This is a genomic window from Corallococcus macrosporus (assembly GCF_017302985.1).
GTDB classification, from domain to species: domain Bacteria; phylum Myxococcota; class Myxococcia; order Myxococcales; family Myxococcaceae; genus Corallococcus; species Corallococcus macrosporus_A.
Genome location: NZ_JAFIMU010000015.1, coordinates 1 through 23,575 on the forward strand (window position 1 = coordinate 1; position 23,575 = coordinate 23,575).

At 70.3% G+C, this 23,575-nt stretch carries 18 protein-coding genes; all 18 read right to left on the reverse strand.

The window, feature by feature from the left end; genetic code table 11:
* A partial coding sequence (locus tag JYK02_RS35675) for a 5'-3' exonuclease H3TH domain-containing protein (protein ID WP_277991505.1) occupies positions 1–1,298 on the reverse strand: 1,298 nt, incomplete at its 3' end.
* A gap of 59 nt (positions 1,299–1,357) precedes the next feature.
* On the reverse strand, positions 1,358–3,565 hold the full coding sequence (locus tag JYK02_RS35680) for an FHA domain-containing protein (RefSeq protein ID WP_207057435.1): 2,208 nt from the start codon (positions 3,563–3,565) through the stop codon (positions 1,358–1,360).
* A 7-nt stretch (positions 3,566–3,572) separates the two neighbouring features.
* Positions 3,573–5,330, reverse strand: a complete 1,758-nt coding sequence (locus JYK02_RS35685; protein ID WP_207057436.1) for an ATPase, T2SS/T4P/T4SS family — start codon at positions 5,328–5,330, stop codon at positions 3,573–3,575.
* A 149-nt stretch (positions 5,331–5,479) separates the two neighbouring features.
* Positions 5,480–6,928: a type II and III secretion system protein family protein gene (locus JYK02_RS35690; protein WP_207057437.1), complete on the reverse strand. Its 1,449-nt coding sequence runs from the start codon at positions 6,926–6,928 to the stop codon at positions 5,480–5,482.
* 51 nt (positions 6,929–6,979) lie between these two features.
* A complete protein-coding gene (locus tag JYK02_RS35695) occupies positions 6,980–7,516 on the reverse strand; it encodes an A24 family peptidase (protein WP_207057438.1) in 537 nt (178 codons plus the stop codon).
* A 113-nt stretch (positions 7,517–7,629) separates the two neighbouring features.
* Positions 7,630–8,481 (reverse strand): FHA domain-containing protein, encoded by an 852-nt coding sequence (locus JYK02_RS35700; RefSeq protein WP_207057439.1) that lies wholly within the window; start codon positions 8,479–8,481, stop codon positions 7,630–7,632.
* 63 nt (positions 8,482–8,544) lie between these two features.
* A complete protein-coding gene (locus JYK02_RS35705) occupies positions 8,545–10,698 on the reverse strand; it encodes a hypothetical protein (RefSeq protein WP_207057440.1) in 2,154 nt (717 codons plus the stop codon).
* A gap of 2 nt (positions 10,699–10,700) precedes the next feature.
* On the reverse strand, positions 10,701–12,227 hold the full coding sequence (locus tag JYK02_RS35710; RefSeq protein ID WP_207057441.1) for a YncE family protein: 1,527 nt from the start codon (positions 12,225–12,227) through the stop codon (positions 10,701–10,703).
* A 170-nt stretch (positions 12,228–12,397) separates the two neighbouring features.
* Positions 12,398–14,509, reverse strand: coding sequence for a glycine--tRNA ligase subunit beta (glyS, locus tag JYK02_RS35715; protein ID WP_207057442.1), 2,112 nt, complete (start codon positions 14,507–14,509; stop codon positions 12,398–12,400).
* Positions 14,499–15,491, reverse strand: coding sequence for a glycine--tRNA ligase subunit alpha (glyQ, locus tag JYK02_RS35720; RefSeq protein ID WP_207057443.1), 993 nt, complete (start codon positions 15,489–15,491; stop codon positions 14,499–14,501). Before glyQ ends, glyS begins: the two co-directional genes overlap by 11 nt.
* 89 nt (positions 15,492–15,580) lie before the next feature.
* Entirely contained in the window at positions 15,581–17,785 is a 2,205-nt protein-coding gene (locus JYK02_RS35725) for a protein kinase domain-containing protein (RefSeq protein WP_431603521.1), read from the reverse strand.
* A 184-nt stretch (positions 17,786–17,969) separates the two neighbouring features.
* Positions 17,970–18,758, reverse strand: a complete 789-nt coding sequence (locus tag JYK02_RS35730) for a nucleotidyltransferase domain-containing protein (protein ID WP_207057445.1) — start codon at positions 18,756–18,758, stop codon at positions 17,970–17,972.
* The gene (locus JYK02_RS35735; protein ID WP_207057446.1) at positions 18,755–20,044 is read right to left on the reverse strand and encodes a DNA polymerase beta superfamily protein; all 1,290 of its coding nucleotides are present in this window, start codon (positions 20,042–20,044) and stop codon (positions 18,755–18,757) included. The genes JYK02_RS35730 and JYK02_RS35735 overlap by 4 nt, the downstream gene beginning before the upstream one ends.
* A gap of 78 nt (positions 20,045–20,122) precedes the next feature.
* Complete coding sequence (locus JYK02_RS35740) at positions 20,123–21,136, reverse strand: carbohydrate kinase family protein (RefSeq protein ID WP_207057447.1); 1,014 nt, start codon at positions 21,134–21,136, stop codon at positions 20,123–20,125.
* A gap of 32 nt (positions 21,137–21,168) precedes the next feature.
* Positions 21,169–21,903, reverse strand: coding sequence for a DNA repair protein RecO (recO, locus tag JYK02_RS35745; RefSeq protein WP_207057448.1), 735 nt, complete (start codon positions 21,901–21,903; stop codon positions 21,169–21,171).
* A 9-nt stretch (positions 21,904–21,912) separates the two neighbouring features.
* Positions 21,913–22,299 carry a helix-turn-helix domain-containing protein gene (locus tag JYK02_RS35750; protein ID WP_207057449.1) on the reverse strand — a complete coding sequence of 129 codons (387 nt, stop codon included), beginning with the start codon at positions 22,297–22,299 and terminating at the stop codon, positions 21,913–21,915.
* Positions 22,300–22,320: 21 nt separating this feature from the next.
* Positions 22,321–23,079: a social motility TPR repeat lipoprotein Tgl gene (gene tgl / locus JYK02_RS35755; RefSeq protein ID WP_207057450.1), complete on the reverse strand. Its 759-nt coding sequence runs from the start codon at positions 23,077–23,079 to the stop codon at positions 22,321–22,323.
* A 23-nt stretch (positions 23,080–23,102) separates the two neighbouring features.
* On the reverse strand, positions 23,103–23,567 hold the full coding sequence (locus JYK02_RS35760) for a social motility and stimulation tgl protein (RefSeq protein WP_120549802.1): 465 nt from the start codon (positions 23,565–23,567) through the stop codon (positions 23,103–23,105).
* Between the last annotated feature and the right edge of the window lie 8 nt (positions 23,568–23,575).

Consider the following 23,575-nt stretch of genomic DNA (forward strand, 5'->3'; position numbering starts at 1 on the left):
AGCGCGTGCTCCCGGCGTGACGGGTTGAGCAGGTAGCTGAGCAGCTCCACGTCGTCGTGCGCGCCCGCCAGCGTCAGCCCCTCGTTGGCCAGCACCAGCGTGAGCGCCTTGAGGTCGTGGCCGCCCTTCTTCACCGCCGCGTCCGCGATGACGTCCTTCATCACCGAGCTGAAGGCCGCCACCGGCACCTGCGTCGCGCCCAACTGCTGGTGCCGCAAGGGCACGTAGCGCGTGGTGCCGTCCGGCAGCGCCACGCCCAGCCCCACCAGCGGCGCCGCGAACGGCATGCCTTCGTAGGCGGGCACCAGCGTGAGCGCTCCGGCCGCCTTCGCCGCGTCCGCCAGTTCCTTCAGCTCCGCCTCGGTGGTGACCAGCGTGGTGGTGACGGCGAGGGGCGCCACGTCCGGACGGGCCGCGGGCTCCTCCGCCGGCAGGTCGCGCAGGAGCGCGAAGAACTCCAGCTCCGTGAACAGGTCGCGCGCGCGCGTGGAGTCCGGAGGACGGCGGGCCAGGTCCTCCAGCTTCACGCCCAGGGGCAGGCCCGTGTTGAAGGTCACCAACTGCTTGGCGCGCACCAGGCTCTCGCGGTGGGACTCCAGCGCCGCGCGGATCTTCGGCTTCTTCACTTCCTCCACGCGCGCGAGCAGCGTCTCCACGTCCCCGAACTGGTGGAGCAGCTCCACGGCCGTCTTGTCGCCGACGCCGGGCACCTTGGCGACGTTGTCCACCGCGTCGCCCACCAGGGCCAGGAAGTCGCGCACCTGCTTGGGCAGGATGCCCATCTTCTCCTGCACGTCCGCGATGCCGATGCGCTTGTTCTTCGCGGGGTCGAAGAGGGTGATGTCCTCGTCGACGATCTGCATGAAGTCCTTGTCGCTGGTGATGACCAGGACCTGGAAGCCTTCCGCCTTGGCCTGGAGCGCCAGCGTGCCGATGACGTCGTCCGCCTCCCAGCCCTCCGCGTCCAGCGAGGGCAGGTTGAGCACGTCCCCCACCTTGCGGATGAGCGGGAACTGGGGCGTCAGGTCCTCCGGCGGCGCCTTGCGGTTGGCCTTGTACGTGGGGTCGATCTTCTGACGCTCCACGCGGCCCGACTTGTCGAACGCCAGCGCCACGTGCGTGGGCTTCAGCTCCTGCAGGGCCTTGAGCACCATGCGGGTGAAGCCCAGCACCGCGTTGGTGGGCACCCCCTTGCTCGTCGTGAGCGGGGGGATGGCGTGGTAGGCGCGGAAGATGAAGCCAGAGGCGTCGAAGAGCGCCAGGCGGCGCTCGGAGCGCGGGGGGCTGGTGTCGGCCATCCCCCGTGCCTAGCGCGCCTCCCGCTCCCTGTCCACGAAGCCTCGCGGTTGAGCGCCGCTCAGCGGCACTTCAGCTCGGCCTTCTTCGCCTTCACCTGCTCCGCGATGCCGTCGCCCGGCACGGCGTAGTCCTCCACCGTCGCCAGGTCCGAGCAGCTGCCCACCTCGGACAGCGCGTTCTGCGCCTGCGTGGAGCAGAAGGCCACCACGCGGTTCAGGTCCGTGTTGCCCTTGTAGAAGTCGAAGCCCAGCTTCCAGATGCGGCAGCCGCGGCGGCGGTCCTCGCGGTCGGCGAAGTGCTTGCCGCGCAGGTAGGCCGCGTTCGCCATGTCCTGGAAGATGTTCTTCCGGTAGAACGAAACGTGGGACTCCGCGAGCTCCGCCATGATGCGCTTGTCCGTCGCCAGCGCCTCCTTGAACGGGGCCACCGCGCGCTCCGGGTCCTCGTTGGTGATGGCGCTCTCGCCCGTCTTGAAGAGCTGATCCACGTTGGACACGTCGCGGATGAGCTCGTCCGCCAGGGAGTGGTACTCCGCCTGGTCCACCTTCGCGCGCAGCTTCTGCAGCGTCGCCATCGCCTCGCTGCCGCGGCCGGTCCAGTAGTCCATCATCGCCGCCTGGACGAGCTTCGGCGCGTAGCGCTTGTTGAACATGGCGCGCACCTCGCTGGCCTGATCCGGGCCCAGCTCATCCGACGCCAGGATGTCCGACACCGGGCAGGTCCACGGCGCCGCGTTGCGGTCCACGCGCGTGCGGGCGATGAGGAACTTCACGAACATGGCGTCCTTGGGGCGCCAGTCGTTCTTGCGCAGGCCACCCTCCAGGCGGAGCGTCTGGCCGATGGGCGGCTCCAGGTCCTCCTTGCTCTGCTTCTGGCACCACACCTCCATGTACTCCTGGCAGCGCGGCACCGCGGGTCCCCACTGCGAGTTGTTCAGGTAGCGCTTGCAGTCGTCCTTCGCGCGCTCCACGAACTGCTGGGCCGTCTCCCGCGCCTTGGAGCGGGCGCGGCGGAAGTATTCGCTCTCCTTCGGAATCTTGCGCAGCAGCGTCAGCGCTTCCTTCTCGCGGTTGAGCTCGATGGCCTTCTTCGCGGTCTCGAAGTTGTCGAAGGCCTCCTTCTCCAGCTTGATGCGCCGCACGAGGGTGTTTGCCTCGGCGTTGATGGGGTCCAGGTCGAGCGCCTGCTCGCACGTGGCCTCGGCGCGCTCCCAGTTGGGGGCGCCCATCTCGTTGGAGGCGTAGGAGCGGCACTCGCTGAGCAGCTCCTGCACCTGCTGCGCGGGATCCAACGGCGCGGCCGCGACGGGCTTCGGAGCCTTCGCCGGCCCTACGGAGGACTTCACCACCGCGGCCACCGCCAGCAGGGCCACCACGCCGCCGGCGATCACCAGCAGCTTGCGCTTGCTGCCCGCGGCGGGCTCCGCGCGGCTGCCACGGCGGGGCGGCACCGCGCCCGTCCCCGGACGCCGCGCGGGCGTGTCGGAGGCCTCGTAGGTCATCTCCACCACGCCGAACTGGAGGACGTCGCCGGGCTGCAGGTCGACGAACTCCTCGCCCAGCAGCTCGCCGTTGAGCAGGGTGCCGTTGGCGCTGCCCAGGTCGCGCGCGCGCACGGCGTTGCCCTCGCGCTGCACCTCCGCGTGCTTGCGGCTCACGGAGTCGTCATCCAGGACGACCGCCGCCGGGGGCGCGCGGCCCACCAGCACCGTGCCGCCGATGGGATAGGACTTGCCCGCCCACGGCCCCGTCATGCCCTTGAGCACCGGACCCGCGCCCGCGCCCGCCGCCGCCGCTCCGCCCGCGGGCAGGGGCCGCGAGGGCCGCTTCGCCAGCGCACCCTCGGGCCTCGCGGCGCCGTTCTGGGTGGCCTTGGCGCGGATGCTGGGGATGGCGCGCGTGCCCTTCACGGGCGCGTCCGCGAGCGTCTCGGGGTCGCTGGGAGGCGGCGTCGCCGCGCGCCGGCCGCTGGTGCTCCGGGCGGCGCCCTTGAGCTTCAGCTCGTAGTCGCCCAGCAGCACCTGCGAGGCCGCCGTCAGCGCCGCCGGCCCGTCGATGCGCTCACCGTCGACGAAGGTGCCGTTCTGGCTGCCTCCGTCCTCGATGTAGACGGTGCCGCCCTCCACGTAGACGCGCGCGTGCTGCCGCGACACGCCGCCCTCCGTGAGGACGAGGTCATTGCCCTGCTGGCGGCCAATCTTCAGCTCGCCGGCGATTTCGTGCTCGTGCTCAGTGCCGTCAGGGTGACGGACGACCAGGGTTGCCATGGGCGCGTCAGTCCTCGCGGAAGATGCTCATGTTCACGGGAATGCCCTTGCGCTGGAGCTCGTCGTAGAACTTCGGGACGAAGCCCGAAGCCACGAAGCGCCCCCGCACCTTGTGGTCCTCCGTGAAACCATCCTGCTTGTAATAGAAGATGTCCTGGAGGGTCACGATGTCGACCTCCATGCCGGACACCTCCGTGACGAAGCAGATCTTGCGCGTCCCGTCGGAGAAGCGCGTCTGCTGAACGATGAGGTGCACGGCGCTGGCGATCTGCTCGCGGATGGCCTTCACCGGCAGCTCCATGCCGGACATGAGCACCATCGTCTCCAGCCGGGCAATCGCGTCGCGCGGCGTGTTCGCGTGCAGCGTGGTGAGCGAGCCGTCGTGGCCGGTGTTCATGGCCTGGAGCATGTCCAGCGTCTCGCCGGAGCGGCACTCGCCCACGACGATGCGGTCCGGCCGCATGCGCAGGCAGTTCTTCACCAGCTCGCGGATGGTGATGGCGCCCTTGCCTTCCAGGTTGGGCGGGCGGCTCTCCAGTTGCACCCAGTGGTCCTGCGGTAGCTGAAGCTCCGCCGCGTCCTCCACCGTGATGATGCGCTCACCCTCCGGGATGAACGAGCTGATGATGTTCAGCGTCGTCGTCTTGCCGGAGCCCGTGCCGCCGGAGATGACGATGTTGCGGCGGGCCGTGACGCACATCTCCAGGAACTCGGCCATCTGCGCGGTGATGGTCTTGTACTTGATGAGGTCCTGGATCTTCAGCGCGTCCTTCTTGAACTTGCGGATGGTGATGCAGGGGCCCTTGAGCGCCAGCGGCGGGATGATGGCGTTCACGCGGCTGCCGTCCTTCAAGCGCGCGTCCACCAGCGGGCTGGACTCGTCGATGCGCCGGCCGATGGGCGCCACGATGCGCTCGATGACGCCGAGCACCGCCTGGTTGGAGGAGAACGTCTTCTCCGACAGGGTCAGCTTGCCCTTGCGCTCGATGTAGATCTGGTTGGCGTGGTTCACCATGATCTCGCTGATCTCTTCCGACGCGAGGAACGCTTCCAGGGGCCCCAGGCCCAGCGCCTCGTTGATGACGTCGGTGAGCAGCTCCTCCCGGTCCACGTCCCCGGGAAGCTCCTGGTCCGCCTCCATCTGGTCGATGATGTCCCGGATGGCCTTCTCGGTGCGGCGCCAGAGCTCCTCGTCCCCGAGCCGGTCCATGTCCATGCGGCGCAGGTCCAGGTACTCGATGAGACGGTCGTGGATCTCCTTCTGGAGCCGCGAGTAGCGCTCCAGCCGGGGGTCCACCTTGCGCTTGTTGCGGGCCATGGCCGCGGCCATGGACGCGGGCATGCGGCTGGGAGCGGCGGCGGCCGGCGCGGGCGCCTCCTCCTCCTCGTAGGGCTCCTCCTCCTCGTAGGCCTCTTCCTCCTCGTAGGCCTCCTCGCCCTGCTCCTCGTCGTAGCCCTCGTCCACGGGCTCGTCGGGCAGCGGCTCGACGTTGAGGATGTAGTCGCCGATGGAGACCTGGTCGGTCGGCTTGAGCACCATGGGCCCGGCGATCTTCTTGCCGTTCACGAAGGTGCCGTTCGTGGACTTCATGTCCACGATGATGAAGCGGCCGTCCTTTTCGACGATGCGGGAGTGGTTCTTGGAGACGTTCCCCTTGGCGAGCACGATGTCGTTGCCGGCGATCCGGCCGATCGTGATCTCGTTCTTCGGGTACTCCCGCTGCTCCGACCCGCCACCCTTCTCCGTCAGCGTGATGAGAAACATGAGGCGGGATGCTACCAAGCCCTCCTACGACCTCAAAGACTCCTGCGACGCTCGCCCGCCTGCTGCCCGGAAAAGAACGGGCCGGCGCCCTCCCCCTCTGAAGCGGGGACGGAGCCGGCCCGGATCCGACGCGACGGCGAGGAAGGCCGTCAGTCGAAGATGTTGAAGTTCACCTCGGAGCGGGCCTGCTTGTAGCGGGTCTTCACGTCCTCGATGATGCTGCGGACCTTGTCCGAGTCCGGGTTCACGATGCGCGGGGTGACGAAGATCACCAGCTCGCGCTTGGTGGAGTCGAACGCGCGGTTCTTGAACAGCTCGCCCACGATGGGGATGTGACCCAGGCCCGGCAGCTTCGCGACGGCCTTCTGCTCGTCGTGGCTGAACACACCCGACAGCACGATGGTCTCACCGTGGCGCACGGTGACGTTCGTCTTCACCTTGCGGGTGCGGAAGCCGGGGATGGAGGAGTTGCCGCCGAAGGACACGGACACGGAGGTGTCGATTTCGGAGGCCTCGGCCTCCACCTCGGTCTGGATGTTGCCGTTGCGGTCCGCGGTGGGGCGGATGTTCAGGATGACGCCGTACGGCTTGTACTCCACCGTGAACTGCGTGTTGGTGATGAGGGGGATGGGGACCTCGCCGCCGGCGAGGAACTCCGCCTTCTCACCGCTGGCGCACACCAGCTTGGGCTGCGCCAGCAGGCGGCCGTAACCGTCGTTGGCCTGGAAGCCGATGCTCAGGTCGGACTGACCCGTCGCGCCCAGGATGAGGTTGGAGATGGCGTCACCGGAGGGGATGAGCGCCTTGTTCAGGGTCGCGGTGGCGGTCAGCGAACCGGTGATGTCCGTGGGGTACTTGATGCCGTAGCGGTCGCGGCTGTTGCGGCGGATTTCGACGAACTGGACCTCGGAGAGGATCATCCGCTTGATGCCGACGACGAGCAGGTTCTCCACCTTCTCACCGATGGCCTTGGTGATGAGTTCCGCCTTCTGGAGGTCCTGCTGGCTCTCCACGGAGCCCTCCAGGAAGATGGTCGCGCCCACCACGTTGGCCTGCACGTTCTTCAGGCCCGCCTTCTGGAAGGCCGCGTTCAGGTTCTGCGCGACGAGCTTCTTGGCGTTGGGGGCGATCTTCACGAACGACTTCACGTTCGGATAGAGGCTCACCACCTGCTCGATGCGGTCCGCGTCCTGCGTGGTGTAGGCCTGACCGTCCAGGTAGATGCGGTCGCCCACCATGCGCACGGACACACCTTCGATTTCACCCAGGAGCCGCTTGATCTCCGAGATGACCTCGTTGGGGTCCTGCTTGCGGACGGTGACGAGGTAGCTGATGCGCTGGCCGGAGGACTTCCAGACGAGCAGCGTCGTCTTGCCCTCCTGGTTACCGGTGACGAGCAGCTGGCCGGTGCCGAGCGTCTTCACCTCGGCGATGGAGGGGTCACCCAGCGCGACGCGGCTGAGACCGGGGATGGTGAGCACCTTCTGGGTACCCACGCCCAGGCTGACGGTGCTGCCCTCCTGGGCCAGGGCGGGGGCGCTGGCCACCAGGGTGACGAGGGCGCCGAGCGCCAGGGCTTGCGTGAAGCGAGTGGACATCGTGTGAATCCCCTTCTTGCGTGCGTGCGCGCGCCCGGACGAAGCAGCGCGCTATCCCAGATGTTGTTGCTGCCACCACATGGCCCAGAAAGTCCCGAGCGCGATGGAGACGCCGTAGGGGATGTGTCGTACGGGAGCGGGCGAGGTTTCCTCGCGCATCCATTTCATCCGCACCGCCCAGCGACGGGCCACCGCCGCCAGCGTGTCCCAGACGGCCCCCTGCCACAGCAGCGTGACGATTGCCTGTAGCGCTCCCACCAGCGAGATGAAGGCCGCCGCCGCCAGCACCGTGGGAAAGCCCAGCACGCAGCCCACGCCCGCCATCAGCTTGACGTCACCCCACCCCATGCGCCCGCGCAGCGCACCCGGCACCAGCAGCAGCGCGAGTCCCGCGCCCGCCAGAAGCCCGCTCACCAGCCCCGACTCCAGCCCGCCCCATCCCTCGGACACGCCGCGCACCCCGAGCCCCAGCACGATGAGCGGATAGGTCACGGCGTTCGGGATGAGCCGGCGCAGCACGTCGGTCACCACCGCAATCACCAGGGCCACTCCCAGAATCGTCCACAGCGCGAGCTGAACAGGTGTCATTCGGCACCTGCTCCCATGGGGAGCAGGCGACCCCCATCAAACAATGGAGGCCCCAAGCCCGTCAATTCCTGAACAAGGCCATCGCACCGTGGGGCCCTGCGTCATCCGGTTCCTCAGTGGATGACGAGGCGGATCTTCTCGCTGCAGATGAAGTACTCGTCCCCGTCCTCAACCTTGCGGCGCTTGATGCGCTGCTTGTTGAACCAGGTCCCGTTCGAGGAGCCAAGGTCCTCGATGTAGAAGTCGCCGCCGTCGCGGGCGATGACGGCGTGCTCGCGCGACACCTTGCCGGAGTTGATGACGAAGTCGCAGTGCTTGCCGCGGCCGATGACGTAGCGGTCCTTGACGATCTTCTCCTGCTCGCCGGACTCGGTGACGAGGTAGAGCGCGGCGCCCTCCTCCTCGTCCGCCTCCTCCATGGGCTCCTCTTCGGCCTCCTCGGGAGCCTCGTCCTGCATGTCGTCGAGCGGCGGCTCCTCCTGCTCCGGCAGGGGCTCCTCCTCGTCCTCGATCATGTCGTCCGCGGCGGGCGGGGGCGGCTCGTTCTTGCCCTTGATGAGCCGCTCCAGCTCGGCGGCCGTCTCCAGGACGCGCTCGGCGACCTCGCGGCGCACCGGATCATTGTCCAGCCCGTTGGAGGAGGGACGCTCCTCCACGTTGCGCGCGGCTCCGCGCGGAGGCGGCGCGGGGGTCAGCATCGGTGGAGCGCCCTTGGCGGCGGCAGCCGGAGTCGGCGCGGGGGCCGGACGCGCGGCGGCGGGCGCGGGCGACGGCACCGCCGCCACCGCGGGCTCCCCCTTCGTCTTCACGTCGATGAAGCCGTTGAGGCGCGCGAACATGAACAGCGCCTGGTTGATGAGCGCGTCGCGATCCGACCCCATCTGCAGGGCCATCTCTTCGTACGTCTCCCACAGGTGCTCGGCGATGCCGACCTTGCGTGCGGGACGGGAGTTCTGATCGATCATCGGTCTTGGCTCGGGAAATGCTGGACGTGGGGAACGATAGCAGAGCCGGCCGGGCGCGCCCAGTTACTGGAAGGGCCGGAGATACTGGAGGTTATCCGCGTTGTCGCTGATGGACTCCAGGGCCACCTGCAGGATGCCGTCGGCTGACGGGTACGCGACGAACGCCAGGCTGGAGCCCTCCACGTCCGTGGCCACCACGGAAGCAGGCAGGGTGTAGACCGCCAGGTTGCTCGACGAGCCGGTGTCCACCCGGAAGACGTAGCGGCGGAAGCGCGGCAGCAGCGTCACCACGTAGCGGTCCCCGGCCACCAGCCGGCTCTGCTCGCCGATGGTCGCGGTCATCGTCAGCGTCAGCGGCGCGGGCACGTAGGTGGTGGGCGACTTGGGGGGATCCAACCCCAGGTCGAAGTCATTCGGGTGGGCGTAGTAGTCCAGGAAGCTGGAGACCGTGTACGGCTCGTTCACGTCCAGCCGCTGGATGAACGTGCCGCTGCTCTCCGCGCCCGAGTAGAGCAGGTAGGGCTTCACCTTCGGGCCGGCGCGCACGGAGAAGAGCGGGTACGACGCGCAGGGCTCCACGGCGGTGGCGATGTCCGGATTGGACAGGTCCGGGAAGAGGCGCGTGAGGCCGTTGCCCTGGTCCTCCAGGCGGAGGATGGGGATGGCCGCCGGGCAGGCGCCCGCGTTGTTCGCCAGCACGATGTTGTCCCCGGGCACCACGCCGCGCGACGTCGCCAGGGTGGTCTCGATGAGGAGCGGAGCTTCCTCCACGGTCAGGTCGCGCGTGAGGCTGGTCAGGCCCGGCAGCGCGCCCTGGAAGACGAAGCGGTAGGTCCCGTTGGGCACCGTCCCGCTGCACAGGAACGCCGTGGCGTTGACCGCGTCCTGGACCTGCGGGCAGCCCGGCTGCGACACGGTGATGGCCTGGAATTGATCCGCGCGCACGGCCTCGTTGCTGTCGCGCAGCTCCGCGGACACGGACGCGCCCAGCGGCCCCGTGTCCGGGTCGCGGTCCAGGTTGAACGCGCGCCGCTCGTCGGCGCGGAACAGGGTGATCTCCCCGCTGGACGACGGCACGATGCCCAGCAGCGGCACCGCGGTGGAATACGCCACGCCGTCCGCCAGCAGCTCGCGGACCTCCAGGCCCGTGCGCAGCGTGAGGCCCGTGGGCAGGCCCGCGGACGGCTTCAGGGTCAGCATGGGCGCGCCGGTGACGTCGCGGGCGAGCACCGGCGCCGTGGAGGGCGCCAGCGGATCCGGCCCGTTGTCGAGCGCGATGACGCCCTCGCAGTCCGACGAGTTGCACGTCAGCTCATCCAGCACCGCGTACACGAAGCGGCCCGCGGGCACGGTCTCCGTGTCCGACACCTTGTAGCTGGGGTGCGTGGCGACGAGCCGCGCCGGGATGTCCACCAGGTCCGTGTACGTGGGCACCGTGAAGGGGGCCGGACGCGGCCGCTTGTACGGAATCTCCACGGAGGCTCCGTCCGCCACGACGCGCACCAGCCGGCTGGTGCCGGACACATTGCGGATGGCCACCACCAGCGAGTCCGGGACGTTGGCCCGCGAGGGCAGCGCGACCATGGACAGCACGGTGTCCGCCGGCTTGAGGCAGAACACGGGCAGCGCGGGCGGCAGCGCGGCCGCGTCGAAGCCCTCGGGACCGGGCAGGTCCTGGCGCATCACCACGCCGCCGCCGAAGGGGCTGCACAGCTGCTCGGCGGCCTCCGGGCGCGTCTGGAGCGCGTAGTACAGGACGCTGGGCGCACCCTCCGCCACCGGGGCGTGCGCGGCGAAGGCGGTGATGAGCTGGCCTGTCGACAGGCGCGTCACCTCGTTGAGGCGCGCGCGGTTCGCGGCCACCACGGAGATGTCGCGGCCGCCGGAGCTGCGCGCGTAGATATACGGGCCGGACACGTCGTTGCCGTTGGCGTCGTAGCCCACGTCGCGGATGAGCGAGTCGGGCCGCGCGATGACGGGGATGGACAGGGGCTCCAGCGGGTTGGGCGCGGGGAGGAACTCACGCGGCGACCGCGTCAGGTCCAGCACCCGCAGCTCATCCCGGTCCTGCGAGGTGACGAAGACGAGCTGGTCGGAGAGCACCAGGTCGTACGTGCCGGACAGGCCGGCGGCGCCCGCGGTGGAGGTGGTGTCGGAGCAGGCGAGCGCGAAGCTCGCGCCGCTCAGCAACAGGGCAGCAAGAAAGCCGCGCTTCAAGGTCAGTTCTCCTGGCACACGCTGGTGCCCTGGTTCGGATCGCGCTGTTGCTGCGTGCCCAGCTTCGCTACCAGCCTCGCGTCCTGGGGACGCGCGAGGTCGGGGATGTCCACGATGGACACCTGGCCGTCACCGAAGTTGGTCACGAACAGCCGCGCCGCGTTCGTCCCGGGCGGGTTGTCCACCGTCAGCCCGAAGGCCTGCGACGGGTTGCTGGTCTGGTTCTGGTCGTTGACGAGCGGCACCTGCGCCACGACCTGCCCGACCGCCTCGTCGTACAAGGACACCGCGCTGTCGCCGGTGCTCGTCACCGCGAGGATGTTGGTGTCGGCGCCGGGCGTGCCCGGCGTCCGCTCGATGAGCTGCATGTCGCTCACGCCGTCCGGAAGGGGCACGGCGGAGACCACGCGGAAGAAGGGCTGCTCGGCCGCGGCGCCCGGCACCGCGTCGTACTCGAAGTCGATGGTGAGCAGCGTGTCCGGGCCGCGCGCCAGCAGGTAGAGCCGCTCGCGCACGAAGTTCGGACGCGCCGCCAGCTCCGCCGGCGTCACCGGGCGGGGCACCACGCGCACCGCGCGCGCCTCGCGGATGCGGTAGACCGACTGCAGCGCGGGCTCCAGGAGGGTGCCGGGCACGTTCTTGTCCACCAGCCGCAGCACGAAGGTGCCGGGCAACGTGCCGCTGACGCCCGACACGAAGTTGCGGCCCGTCACGTAGAGGTAGCCGGCGCCCACCGTCACGGAGTCCGAACCGCCGTAGGCGTAGCCCTCGGGCGACAGCGGGATGAAGCCCAGCGTGTCGCGCGTGGGGTTGTCCAGCTTCACCGTGGCCAGGTAGTTCTCGAAGTTGGTGCTGGAGCGGGCGGGCGAGTCCGCCGCCTCCGAGTGCGTCACGTACAGCGTGCCGCTCGCCGCATCCACCGTCACGCCGATGGGCGACGGGGCACGCGGCAGGTCCGCGCGGCCCTCCACGCGCAGGGACTCCGGGATGTTGTCGGAGAGCGACAGCGCGCCGTTGCGGCAGTCCACGCCGCCCTGCACGCAGTTGAGCACCGGCGCGCCGTTGCCATCCAGGCTCACGTCCACCGCGTGGAGGTTGTTGCCCTCCGCGCGCGAGGGGACGAAGAGGCGCGGCAGCCCGCTGGCCGGGTTCACCCACATGCCCAGCTCACCCGCGAAGCTGCGGATCTGCACGAGCGACTCGTCCGCGGACGCCAGGTCCTCGAAGGCGAGCGCGTCCGCCGGGAGCGCGCTGCCCAGGCGGGGCACCGTCACCGTCTGCCCGTTCACCTGCGCGCTCAGCGTGTCCAGGTTGAGCGCCACCACCGAACCGGAGTCGTAGCAGTTGTCGAAGTTGGCGTTCGCGACGAAGAGGTAGCCGTTGCTCGTCGAGGGCCCCGCCGCCGGAGGGCGCCAGAACGCCACCCCGCTGGGGTACACGAAGCGGGTGGACGGAGGCGGGTTCGGTTCGGATTCGAGCGAACACGCCCCGAGGAGCAGCAGCGCGGGGGTCAGGAAATGGAGGCGCATCAGAGGGGGGCGGAGTGTAGGAACGGCGCCCTGCCCCGGGCAACTGAATAGGGCTGTCACTATTCCCGGCCGCCCTCCTCCCAACATCCCCCTGCCCCGCACGGACGGCGTGCGCCGCTCCCCTGGCGGGGAAACGGGCACGCTGCCGGCGGTGGACGGGCGGCCGGGCCTCAGGCCGCCGCGGCGGTTTCGGCCTGGATCTTGGAAAAGTCCGCCACCTGGTTGAACAGGGCGCCAATCTCCGTGAGGAACCGGATGCGGTTCTCCCGCAGGTCCTTGTCCTCGGCCATCACCATCACCTTGTCGAAGAAGGTGTCCACGGCGGGCTTCAGGCCGGTGATCTCCTTGAGCGCCCCGGCGAAATCGTCCGCGCGCACGCGCTCGCCCACCTTGTCGCGGGCCTGGGTGAAGGCGGTGTGGAGGTTCTTCTCCGGCTCGTCCGTGAAGCGCTGCGGGTTGGTCTGCCCGCCCGCCACGTCCTTGCCCTGCTTCTCCACGATGTTGACCACGCGCTTGAACGCCGCCGCCAGCGGCTGGAAGTCCGAGTGGCCCACGAGCACGCTCAGGGCCTCCAGGCGCTTCTTCGCCGCGACGAGGTCGTCGAAGCCCACGGCCAGCACGGCCTCCACGACGTCCGTGCGGTGCTGCTCGCCCCACAGCGCCTTGAGGCGGCCGCGGAAGAACTCCAGCACCTGCTCGCGCGGGGCCGCCTCACCCGGCTTGCGCTTCACGTTGGCCAGCTTCGGGGCCAGGAGGCGCAGCGCCTCGTCCACCGCGGCGGACAGGCTGAAGCGGTAGCCGCGCCCCAGCACGATGCGGATGATGGACAGGCACGCGCGGCGCAGCGCGAATGGATCCGCCGCGCCGGACGGCGCCTTGCCGATGGCGAAGATGCCGCACAGCGAGTCCAGCCGGTCCGCCAGGCCGATGAGCGCGCCCGCGTCCTGCGACGGCAGCGCGTCCTCGGCGCCGCGGGGCAGGTAGTGCTCGAAGATGGCCAGCGCCACCGCGTCGGGCTCGCCGCCCGCCTTCGCGTACTCGCGGCCCATCACGCCCTGGAGTTCCGGGAACTCACCCACCATGCCGGTGACGAGGTCCGCCTTGGACAGCGTGGCGGCGCGCTCCACCGTGGCCGCCTCCCCTGCCCTGCCGGTCGCCTGGGCCAGCCAGCCCGCCAGCGCGCGGAAGCGCTCCACCTTCTCCAGGTACGTGCCCAGCTGGCCCTGCCACACCACGCGGCCCAGCTTCTCCACGCGGTCGGCCAGCGGCGTGCGGCGGTCCTCGTCGAAGAAGAAGCGCCCGTCCGCGAGCCGCGCCGCCAGCACGCGCTGGTAGCCGCGCAGGGACAGCTGCTCGTCGCGCACCGGCGTGTTGGACACGGCGATGAAGCGCGGCAGCAGCTTCCCCTTCGCGTCCGTCAGCGAGAAGTAGCGCTGGTGGCTCTTCATCTCCTGCACCAGCACCTCCGGCGGCAGGTCCAGGTGGCGCTCCTCGAAGCTGCCCACCACGGGGCTCGGCAGCTCCACCAGGTTCGTCACCTGGTCCACCAGCCCCTCGTCCTCCAGCAGCCGGGCACCCGCCGAAGCGGCGGCGGCGTTCACCTTACGCAGCAGCTCCGCGCGGCGCTTCGCGATGTCCGCCACCACGTGCGCCTTCTCCAGCGCGGCCTCGTAGTCCGAGGGCGCCTTCAGCGTGATGGCGCCCGGCGCGAGGAAGCGGTGGCCGTAGGTCGTGCGGCCCGCCTTCACGTCGCCCAGCACCACCGGCAGCGCCGTGTCGCCCAGGAGCGCCACCAGCCACTGCACCGGGCGCGCGAAGGCCGTGTCCACGTCACCCCAGCGCATGGACTTCTTGAAGCTGATGCCGTGCACCGCCGCGTGCAGCGCGTCCTGGAGGATGGCCTCCGCCGGACGGCCCTTCTCCTCCACGCGCGCGGAGAGGTACTCGCCCTTGGCCGTGGTGGTGCGCCCGAGCGCGTCCACGGACAGCTTGAGGCTTTCGGCGAACTTCTCCGCGGCCTTGGTGGGCTTGCCCTGCGCGTCGAAGGCGGCCTTGGCGCTGGGGCCCAGCACCTCCTTCGTGATGTCCTCGCCCGCGTCCGCCACGTCGCGGACCAGGACGGCCAGCCGGCGCGGCGTGCCGAACGTGCGCACCTCGCCGTGCTTCAGGCGGGCGTCGGCCATGCGCTCGGTGAGCACGCGCTTCAGGTCCTCCAGCGCGGGGACGATGAACGACGCCGGGATCTCCTCGGCACCGACCTCCAGCAGCAGATCACGCGCCACGGGCCACCTCCGCCTTCTCCTTCTTCTCCACCGGCTTGTTGAGCTGCACCGTCTTCCAGTAGTCGCTGGCGGGCTTGCCCTCCAGCACCGGCGGCTGCTCACCCACGGTCCACGGCGTCTTCGTCAGCGGGTAGCCCAGCCGCTCGCGCATCTGGAGATACCCTTCCGCGCACAGGCGCGCGTTGTCACGCACGCGCTTGATGAAGTTGGCGCGCTCGGTGACGGAGATGGCGCCGCGCGCGTCCAGCAGGTTGAACGTGTGCGAGCACTTCAGCGCGTAGTCGTACGCGGGGATTGGCAGGTGGCGCTCGATGAGCCGCTTGCACTCCTTCTCGTACGCGTCGAACATCGAGAAGAGCATCTGCGGGTCGGACTCGTGGAGGGCGTACTTGCTCATCTCCACTTCGTTCGCGTGGAAGACCTCGCGGTACTTCACGCCCTTGACCCACTCGATGTCGTAGACGTTCTCCACGCTCTGCAGGTTCATCATCAGGCGCTCGAGCCCGTACGTCAGCTCCGCGGACACGGGGCGGCAGTCGAAGCCGCCGCACTGCTGGAAGTAGGTGAACTGCGTCACCTCCATCCCGTCGCACCACACCTCCCAGCCCAGGCCCCAGGCACCCAGCGTGGGCGACTCCCAGTCGTCCTCCACGAAGCGGATGTCGTGCTCCAGCGGATCCATCCCGATCTTCCGCAGCGACTCCAGGTACAGCTCCTGGACGTTCTTGGGCGCGGGCTTGAGGATGACCTGGAACTGGTGGTGCTGGAACAGGCGGTTCGGGTTCTCACCGAAGCGGCCGTCGGCGGGACGCCGCGAGGGCTGCACGTACGCGACGTTCCAGGGCTCGGGACCGAGCGCGCGGAGGAACGTGTACGGGGCCATCGTGCCCGCGCCGACTTCCGTGTCGTACGACTGGGTGACGATGCATCCCTGGTCGGCCCAGTGCTTCTGGAGCGTGAGGATGAGGTCCTGGAAATACATGATGGCGAGTCCTTCTCGCAGTGCGTCGAAGGCGGAGGCTAAACGCGGCGGACCCTAGTGAGGGGGTCCAGGAGCGTCAAGGACGGCCGTCAGTCCGCGTAGGCCGGGAGGTCGGCCAGTCGAATCTGCAGCTTCGTCACCTCGCCCGGACGAATGGGAGCGGACAACAGCTTGCTCGTCCCGCCGGGGTCCTGAGGGTCCACCACGCGCAGCCGGTACGTCCCGATGGGCAGGGGGAACTTGATCAACGGGGACGTCCCCAGCTGCGTGGCGCCGTCGAACACCGCCGCGTTCTTCGGCACCGTGTAGAGCGTCAACCAGCCCAGGCCCGCCTTCGCCGCGCCCTTCGCGGTGGAGGTGTCGAGCACCTCCGGGTTCTCCGCCTGCGTGACGGTGGTGACGGGCTCCGGGGGCCGCTCCGAGGGCTCGGGCTTCGCGGGGCGCGGCTCGGCCTTCGCCACCACGGGCGCGGTGGCAGTGGCCTCCGGAGCGCTGGCGGCCGGCTTCGTCTTGCGGCCCCCCTTGCCCGCGGGCGTCTTCTTCGTGTCGACGGGCGTCGCGTCCACCACCGGCTCGGGCGGAGTCGGCTCCACCTCCGGCGCCTTCTCGGGCTCGGGGGTCTCGGTCTTCTGGACGAAGCCCGGCGGAGGACCGGAGGGCTTCGGCGGCCACTGCCCGTTCGCGGCGGGGTCCACGGGCGGGGCCGGATCCAGCTCCGCCTTCACCCACTGCTTCGCGGAGTCGTACGCCGGCATGAACACGCGGCGCACGGGTTCGAGCGTCGCCAGGTAGCCCACGCCGCCCAGGATGAGGAGCAGCAACAGCCGCATGCCCCAGCCGGAGCCCTCACGGGCAGGCGCGGCCGCGGGAGGCGCTTCGGCGACCTCCGCCTCCTCCTCATGCTCAGGGCGGGCAGGACGCGCGGCGCCCCGCGCCGGACGGGTGCGGAAGCGCTGCGTCTGGAGGTCGCTGGGCGGATCCAGCAGCGGCGACTCGGCCTGGGCCGCATTCCGCGCTTCGGCGGGTTCCGGCCGCGTGCTGGGACGCGCCCTCGAGGGCCGCACGGCGTCAGCGGGAGGACGGATCACCCGGGGAATGGGCGCCGCGTCCGAGCCCGCGGGGCGCTGTGCTCGTGGCGTGACGGCCGGCGTGTTGACGCGGGAGGCGCGGGCCTCGGGGGCTTCCACGGCGGGGCGCGGGGTCGCTCGCGGGGCGGGCGTCGCGGGCTCGGCGGCGGCACGGCGGACGGGCGTGGGCTTGAAGGACGCGGCGACGTCCGGCTGCGGGGCTTCCGCGTGCGGGGACTTCACCTGCGCGGTGGCCGCGGAGGCGGCCTGGTCCGTGCCCTCCTCCGCCTGGAGCGCACCGGCGGCCTCGCTGACGCGGGCATCCTCGGCGCGGCTGGCCAGCTCCAGGAGGGTGCGCGTCTTCTGGCGCTTCTCCTCGAAGAGCTCGCCCATGACGGCGGTCATCTGGTCTTCGTCGAACAGCTCGGCGCCCAGCGTGGCCTCGATGGCGCGCGCCATCTCCCGGCAGGTGCCGAAGCGCTGGGCCGCATCGCGCGACAGCGCCTTGAGCACCACTGCTTCCAGGGCCTCCGGCACGGCCGGGTTGAGCGAGCGCGGCGCGGGGATGTCCCCGTCCACGATCTGCATCATCACGGCCGCCTCGCCCGGCGCGTTGAACAGGCGCTGTCCGGCCAGCAGCTCGTGCAACATCACGCCCGTGGAGAACTGGTCGCTGCGGCCGTCCAGGTCCTTGTTGCGCACCTGCTCCGGGGACATGTAGCCGCTGGTCCCCTTCACGGTGCCCACCTGCGTGCGGCCCAGCTTGCCGCGCGCCTTGGCGATGCCGAAGTCGATCACCTTCACGACGCCGTCGTAGGTGAGCATGACGTTCTTCGGCGACACGTCGCGGTGCACCACCGCCACGGGGCGGCCCGACGGATCCATGAAGTGGTGGGCGTAGTGCAGGCCCAGGCACGTGTCGCGGATGACGCGCGCGCTGAAGCCCAGCGGCAGCGCGTACTTGCGCCGCTCCGCCATCTTCACCACCTGCTCCAGGTTCTGGCCGGGCAGGAACTCCATGGCGAGGTACAGCTCGCCGTCCTCCTCGCCCAGGTCGAACACCTGGCCGATGTTCGCGTGCGAGAAGGCCGCGGTGATGCGCGCCTCGTCGAGGAACATCTTGACGAACTGGTCGTCCTTCTTGATGTCGGGGAGGATCTGCTTCACCGCCACGAACTTGCGGAAGCCGCCGGGGCCGGAGGTGAACGCGAGGAACAGCTCCGCCATCCCTCCCATCGAGAGGCGGGTGAGGATCTCGTATTTTCCGATGCGCCGCCCCCGGTCGGGATCTTCTCCGGCGCCAGCCTGCATGCTCATGGCGGGGCGGATGTTACCCGCCGCGCCCCTCCAGGTCGATGCTCGTCTTTCCAGACGGCCCGCCCCCCGGAGCCAGGAGCCCTGGGAAAGCGGTTTAGACGCCGAACCGCTGGCGCCGCACGTCGAGCATCCAGCCCTCGAGCGCAGCCACGGCGGCAGGTTGTGGCTCCAGCGGCAACACCGAGGCCGCGTCCGCCGCCTCCAGCACCGCGAAGGCGCGCGTCACCTCCCGCTGCCAATGCTCGCTGAGCGCGTCGGTCAGCTCGATCCGCTCGCCGCTCCGCTTGCGCTCCACCAGCGCGCGGGCCTCGCCAAAGCCATACGGCTCCAGCAGCACGTTGACGTCCGTCTCCACCTCGCCCGTGCGCAGCGCGTGCGTTCCGGTGAGCGTGGTGCGCAGCACGTACAGCAGCTTCTTCACGGAGCGGAAGCAGCTCTTCTCCCATTCGCGCAGCTGTCCCTGGGCGAAGCCGCGGTAGTGCCGGTGGATGCGCCGCGACAGCACGGCCCGGACCCGCGGCCGCAGCGTCTCCAGCTCCGGCAGGGCCCGCACGGTGATGGCGCCCAGCACGCGCTCGATGTAGTTGCCGTTGCCCTGGAGGATGCCCAGCAGCACGGGCTGCAGCTCGTTGGATGAGTAGTCCACCTCCACGCCCTCCAGCACCTCCAGCCGCTCCGCCGGCACGTGCCGGGGCTGGAGGCCAAGGAGCGCGGCGGTGGGCGCGATGTGGATGGCCTTGAGGTCCAGGTCGCTGTCATGCGACGGGAAGCCGTACGCATGCGCGCCGGACAGCGAGATGACCAGGTGCTCGCGCTGAAGGGACTCCGCGTCCAGCACGCGGTCCGCCATCCGTTCCTGATGTTCCGTCACCCTGCCCTTCATTCCGTCCCTCCTTCCAGTGCCGGGGCTTCCGGCGCATCACGGCCCAGCGGTCCAGGCGTCTTCAAGACCCAGCGCCGCGCCACTTCGTCTCCCACGCGCCGCAGCAGCCGGTCCGCGCGGGCGTAGTCCGGATGCTCCGGCAGCCGGCTCTCGCGGTGCGCGGCCTCCAGCTCCGGCGCCATCGCCTCCGCGTCACGCAGCACGTCCTCCAGTGGCACCTGCCCGCCCTTGATGTCGAGCAGCCGCGCCTTCAACGCCCCCGTCGCCTCGAAGGTCGGCACTCCGTCACGCAGCCACCCCGTCGCCAGTGCCACCAGCCGCAGCAGGTTGTAGGCGTTCTTCGGCCGCAGCTCCCGGGCGGACGGAGGACGCTGCCCCCCGCCGCGCGCGTACGCAGTAAGCGCCGCGAAGTCGTTGGCCGCGAGCAGCCCCTGGTCCCAGAGCGAGCGGTAGAGCTGCTTGACGTACGTCTTCGCCGCGAGCACCGCGTCCTCGGGCGTGGGCGCGGCGCGAGGCGACACGGCGGCCAGACGCCGGGCCACCTCGTCCAGGTCCGGCGTGGGCTCCTCGCACAGCCACGCGAGGAGCAGGTCGCGGTGCTCCGCCAGCCGCTGGCTGCGGGTGAGCTTGTCGAGCTGGCTCATGGCGTAGCGGCCGAAGCTGCCGAAGATGGCCTTGGAGACGAACGCCTCGCGCGCCTCCAGCATCCACGTGCCCAGCGCATCCACCGGCGTCGCGCCAGGGACGAAGAGGGTCTCCAGCGTGTTCGGATCCGCGCGCAGCGCCTGCTCCACCGTCTTGCGGACCTCCCAGTACGTGGTGCTGCCGTCCGCGCTCACCAGGTCCTGCGGCGGCTGCCCCAGGCCCAGCGTCCACGGCAGGGGCAACGCGAAGACACCGCGCACGTCCACGTCGGAGTGCTCGTCCGCGAGCCCCCACGCATGACTGCCCACGCGCGTCTCCAGCACCACGCACGGCCGCAGCGCGCCCCAGGCCGCCTCGCGCCGCTGGGCGAACTGCACCTGTCCCGCGCGCCGGGGCACCAGCTCGTCGCGCGCGAACCACACCTCGCCCACGCCGACGATCTGCACGTCGAAGCCGCCGTCATGCGCGCGCACCACGCGGCCGACCACGCCCTGCGGGATGCGCCGGCCTCCGGACGCCACGCGCTCCACGCGCGTCGTGACCTCGGTGCCGTGCGGCAGGGGCACGGAGAGCCGGTCGACCTGCTCCAGCCCCCGGACCCGCGCCGGGGCGGAAGAAGCGTTCTCTCGGGTGTCACTCATCGGTCCCTCCTGCGTGGGATGGTGGGCCACGGCGGACGCAGCGAAGCACGCGAGCCTGACCCGGCCCGGCGCTTCCCGTCAGCGTGCGCTGCGTCGCGCGGCGGAAAGCGAGGGCAAAAGGCCTTCGACCTCGGAGGCCATGGGGAGCGCCGATACCGCGCCCAGCTTCGTCACCACCCGAGCGCCCACGCCCGCGGCGAAGGTCATCAGCGCGATCAGATCCTCGCGAGTCGCCCCCTCCAACGAGCGCGCGTCGCCATACCCGCGCACCAGCCCGCTCAGCATCGCGGATACGAAGCCGTCCCCGGCGCCCGTCGTGTCCACCACCGTCACCTGGGGAGCGGGAACGGAGAGGGCCTCGCCCTGCCAGAGGAACATGGCGCCGCGCGGGCCCAGCGTCACCACCGGCAGCCGCACACCCTGCGCGGCCAGCACCCGCAGGGCCGCCTCGGGCGAGTGCTCACCGGTCGCGAAGTGGATCTCCTCCTCGGACAGCTTCACGACCGTGCACAGCGGCAGCATGCGGCCCAGCAGGACGCGCAGCTCTTCAGGCCGTTCCCATACGTGGAGCCGCAGGTTCGGATCACAGCTCACCAGCATCCCGGCTTCACGCGCCAGGGTGAGCATGCGCACCATCGCCTCGCGCGCCTCCGGCAGGAGCAGGGAGTTGGAGCCGCAGTGCAGTGCCTTCGCACGCCGCACGAAGCCGCCGTCCACGTCGGAGTCATCCAGCAGGAACTCCGCCGAACGCGTCCGGAAGTACGTGAAGCTGCGCTCGCCATGCGCGTCCAGCGAGACGAACAGCAGGCCCGTGCGGGCGTGGTCCACCTGGCGCAGGCGGCTCACGTCCACGCCATCCGCCGCCAGCCGGTCGCGCAGGAAGTGGCCGAACTCGTCGGAGCCCACCACGCCCACCATCGCCGAGCGCAGCCCCAGCCGCGCGAGCCCCACGGAGACGTTGGCCGGCGAGCCACCCGGTGATGGCTTCCAGGCCTCCACGTCCCGCACGCGCGTGGCGCCGCCCGACACGGGAAGGAAGTCCACCAGCGTCTCGCCGACACACACCACGTCCAGCGGTCCGGCCTCGTGCATGACACTTCCCCCTGGGGACCGCGCGCTGCCCGTCAGTCCAGGCCCACCTGCGCCATGAAGTCCACGCTCTTGAGCTTGCGGCCCAGGTGGTGCGCGATGAAGACGTTGAGCAGCCCCCGCGCCCGCGCGCGAAGGTCCGGAGGCAGCGGCGTGCGCGCACCCTCCTGGAGCGAACGCAGGCCGGACAGCAGCGCCACCGGCACCGCGACCGAGTCACGCGCGCGGCCGCCGCACGGCTCGCACACCGCGCCACCATGGCCCTGATCGAACCGGGGCCGCTCGCCGGGCAGACCGCCGCACAGCGAGCAGGAGTCGAAGCGCGGCATCAGGCCCGCCTGCGCCAGCGCCGCCAGCTCGAACGCGAGCAGCGACGTGGGCCCGGCCTCCTTCGCGTCCAGCCGGTGCAGGTAGCCCTCCACCAGTTCGAACAGCTCCGGGTGCGGCTCGTGGTCGCGCGTGAGCTCGCGGCACAGCTCCACCGCGTACAGCGCGCGGGCGATGAGCGACAGGTCCTCGCGCGCCGCATAGAAGCCCGCGACGATGTCCGCCGAGTCCAGCCGCACCGTGCTGCCGCGCGTCTCCACGAGCTGCACGCGCAGCCGCATGAACGGCTCCAGCGCACCCGCGAACCGGCGCTTGCTCTTGCGCGCTCCCGCGGCGAACGCGGTCAGCTTGCCGTGCTCGCGCGTCAGCAACGTCACCAGCCGGTCGGACTCACCATAGTCGACCGTGGACAGCACGAACGCGTCGTCGGCGTACCGCTCCATAACCCCTCTTTAACGCGCCGTGGGGGGCGGAAGCTTCCCGGTCAGCACCAGGAACAGGGCCGCGCCCAGGAGCAGGACCGCCAGCAGGACGGCCAGGATGACGTACGCCCGCTTGCGCCGTGCCTTCTCGAGCTGCGCCGGCGAAGGCGCGGGCACCGCCCGGTCCACCTCCTCGTAGCGCAGCGCCGCTTCCTCCGGCGACAGTCCGATGACCTGCGCGTACGCGCGGATGTAGTTCAGCACGAACACGCGCTCGGGCAGCCGCTCCACCTGCCCTGCCTCCAGCGCCGCGACGAGGCTGGGGGGAATCTTCGTCTCCCGGGAGACGTCCTCGCGCGACAGGCCGCGAAGCTCGCGCTGCTGGCTGAGGTATTTGCCGAAGTCGACGTGGTCCACGGTCTTTCGGGGCCCCCGCGCCTAGAGGTGGTCCAGCAGTGAGCGGCAGTCGTCCTTGAGCACCTGCTCGTTGGGCTGGGCCTTGGCCTCGCAGCCCGCGAACGCCTTCTTCGCCTCCTCCACCCGCCCGAGCTTCGCCTGGCACACGCCTTCGCGGTGGTAGGCCTCCGCCACCTCCGGGCACTTCTCACGGTAGTGGGCGAACTGCCGGCACGCCTCCTCCGTCTTGCCCGTCTCGTCGTAGATGATGCCCAGGTTCTTGTAGCCCAGGCAGAACTCCGGGTTGGTGGTGATGGCCGCCTTGATGTTCTGCAGCGCGTTCACCGTGTCGCCCTTCTTGTAGAGCGCCCACCCCATGTTGTTCTGCGCGGAGAAGCCGTAGCGGTACTGCATGTCGTTGAGCGACTCTTCGTACAGCTTGATCGCGTCGTCGTAGCGGCCCTGGTCCAGGCGCAGGTTGCCCAGGTTGGTGCGCGCGTCGGAGAAGGTCGGCCGGATCTTCAGCGCCTGCTCGTAGTGGGACGACGCCTCGTCGAGCCGCCGGAAGGACAGGTGCAGCAGGAGCCCCACCGCGTTGTGGGCCTCCGGGTTGTCCGGGTTCTGCTCCAGCGCCTTCTGGTACTCCGCGAGCGCGTCCTGCACGTGGCCGTGCTGCTGGGCCTGGATGCCCAGGTCGTAGTGGATCTCCGAGCTCCGGCGCTCCTTCTCCGTGGGGACGTGCGCGCAGCCCGCCGACGCGAGCGCGAACGCGAGGAAGCAGGAGGAAGTGATGCGGGACATGGGTGCCAATCCGGGGTGGAGGGTCAGAACGCGGCCAGGAAGCGGCCCAGGGTGGTGGCGACGTTGCGCTTCTCTTCGGCGCGGGCCTTCACGGCGGGCACGAGCGTGGGCTCCCGGAAGAACACGGGCAGCGTCTTGAGCCACTCGTCCTGCTGCGCGGGGGCCGCGGCGCGCCAGTTCGCGTTGTCCATCATGAAGCCCAGCGACTCCACGAATGCGAGCGCGTCGTCCTCGTCCTCCCGCAGCTCGTCCGCGGACTGGATGCGGCGGCCGGACACGTACACCGCGCAGTCCCCCGCTTCCACGAGGTACAGGTACACGAAGACGCCCGCGCCCTGCCCTCCGCGAAGCCCCACCACGAAGGCCTGCGCGGGCCCGGCCTGCTTGCCGGGGATCGCCACGTGCGGCGTGTTGAGGGACAGGTGCAGCGCGAGCACCTGGTCGCGATTCGCGGGGAGGCCCCGGTAGCGCTCGTCGATGGTGAACACCGTCGTCT

What these genes read in the sequence shown, in the direction of transcription:
- JYK02_RS35695 (WP_207057438.1), bottom strand. Translation starts at nt 7,516, where the DNA reads ATGACACCTGTTCAGCTCGCGCTGTGGACGATTCTGGGAGTGGCCCTG.
- JYK02_RS35710 (WP_207057441.1), bottom strand. Translation starts at nt 12,227, where the DNA reads ATGCGCCTCCATTTCCTGACCCCCGCGCTGCTGCTCCTCGGGGCGTGT.
- JYK02_RS35740 (WP_207057447.1), bottom strand. Translation starts at nt 21,136, where the DNA reads ATGCACGAGGCCGGACCGCTGGACGTGGTGTGTGTCGGCGAGACGCTG.
- JYK02_RS35700 (WP_207057439.1), bottom strand. Translation starts at nt 8,481, where the DNA reads ATGATCGATCAGAACTCCCGTCCCGCACGCAAGGTCGGCATCGCCGAG.
- recO (WP_207057448.1), bottom strand. Translation starts at nt 21,903, where the DNA reads ATGGAGCGGTACGCCGACGACGCGTTCGTGCTGTCCACGGTCGACTAT.
- tgl (WP_207057450.1), bottom strand. Translation starts at nt 23,079, where the DNA reads ATGTCCCGCATCACTTCCTCCTGCTTCCTCGCGTTCGCGCTCGCGTCG.
- glyQ (WP_207057443.1), bottom strand. Translation starts at nt 15,491, where the DNA reads ATGTATTTCCAGGACCTCATCCTCACGCTCCAGAAGCACTGGGCCGAC.
- JYK02_RS35730 (WP_207057445.1), bottom strand. Translation starts at nt 18,758, where the DNA reads ATGAAGGGCAGGGTGACGGAACATCAGGAACGGATGGCGGACCGCGTG.
- JYK02_RS35685 (WP_207057436.1), bottom strand. Translation starts at nt 5,330, where the DNA reads ATGTTTCTCATCACGCTGACGGAGAAGGGTGGCGGGTCGGAGCAGCGG.
- JYK02_RS35690 (WP_207057437.1), bottom strand. Translation starts at nt 6,928, where the DNA reads ATGTCCACTCGCTTCACGCAAGCCCTGGCGCTCGGCGCCCTCGTCACC.
- JYK02_RS35725 (WP_431603521.1), bottom strand. Translation starts at nt 17,785, where the DNA reads ATGGCGGAGCTGTTCCTCGCGTTCACCTCCGGCCCCGGCGGCTTCCGC.
- JYK02_RS35680 (WP_207057435.1), bottom strand. Translation starts at nt 3,565, where the DNA reads ATGGCAACCCTGGTCGTCCGTCACCCTGACGGCACTGAGCACGAGCAC.
- JYK02_RS35735 (WP_207057446.1), bottom strand. Translation starts at nt 20,044, where the DNA reads ATGAGTGACACCCGAGAGAACGCTTCTTCCGCCCCGGCGCGGGTCCGG.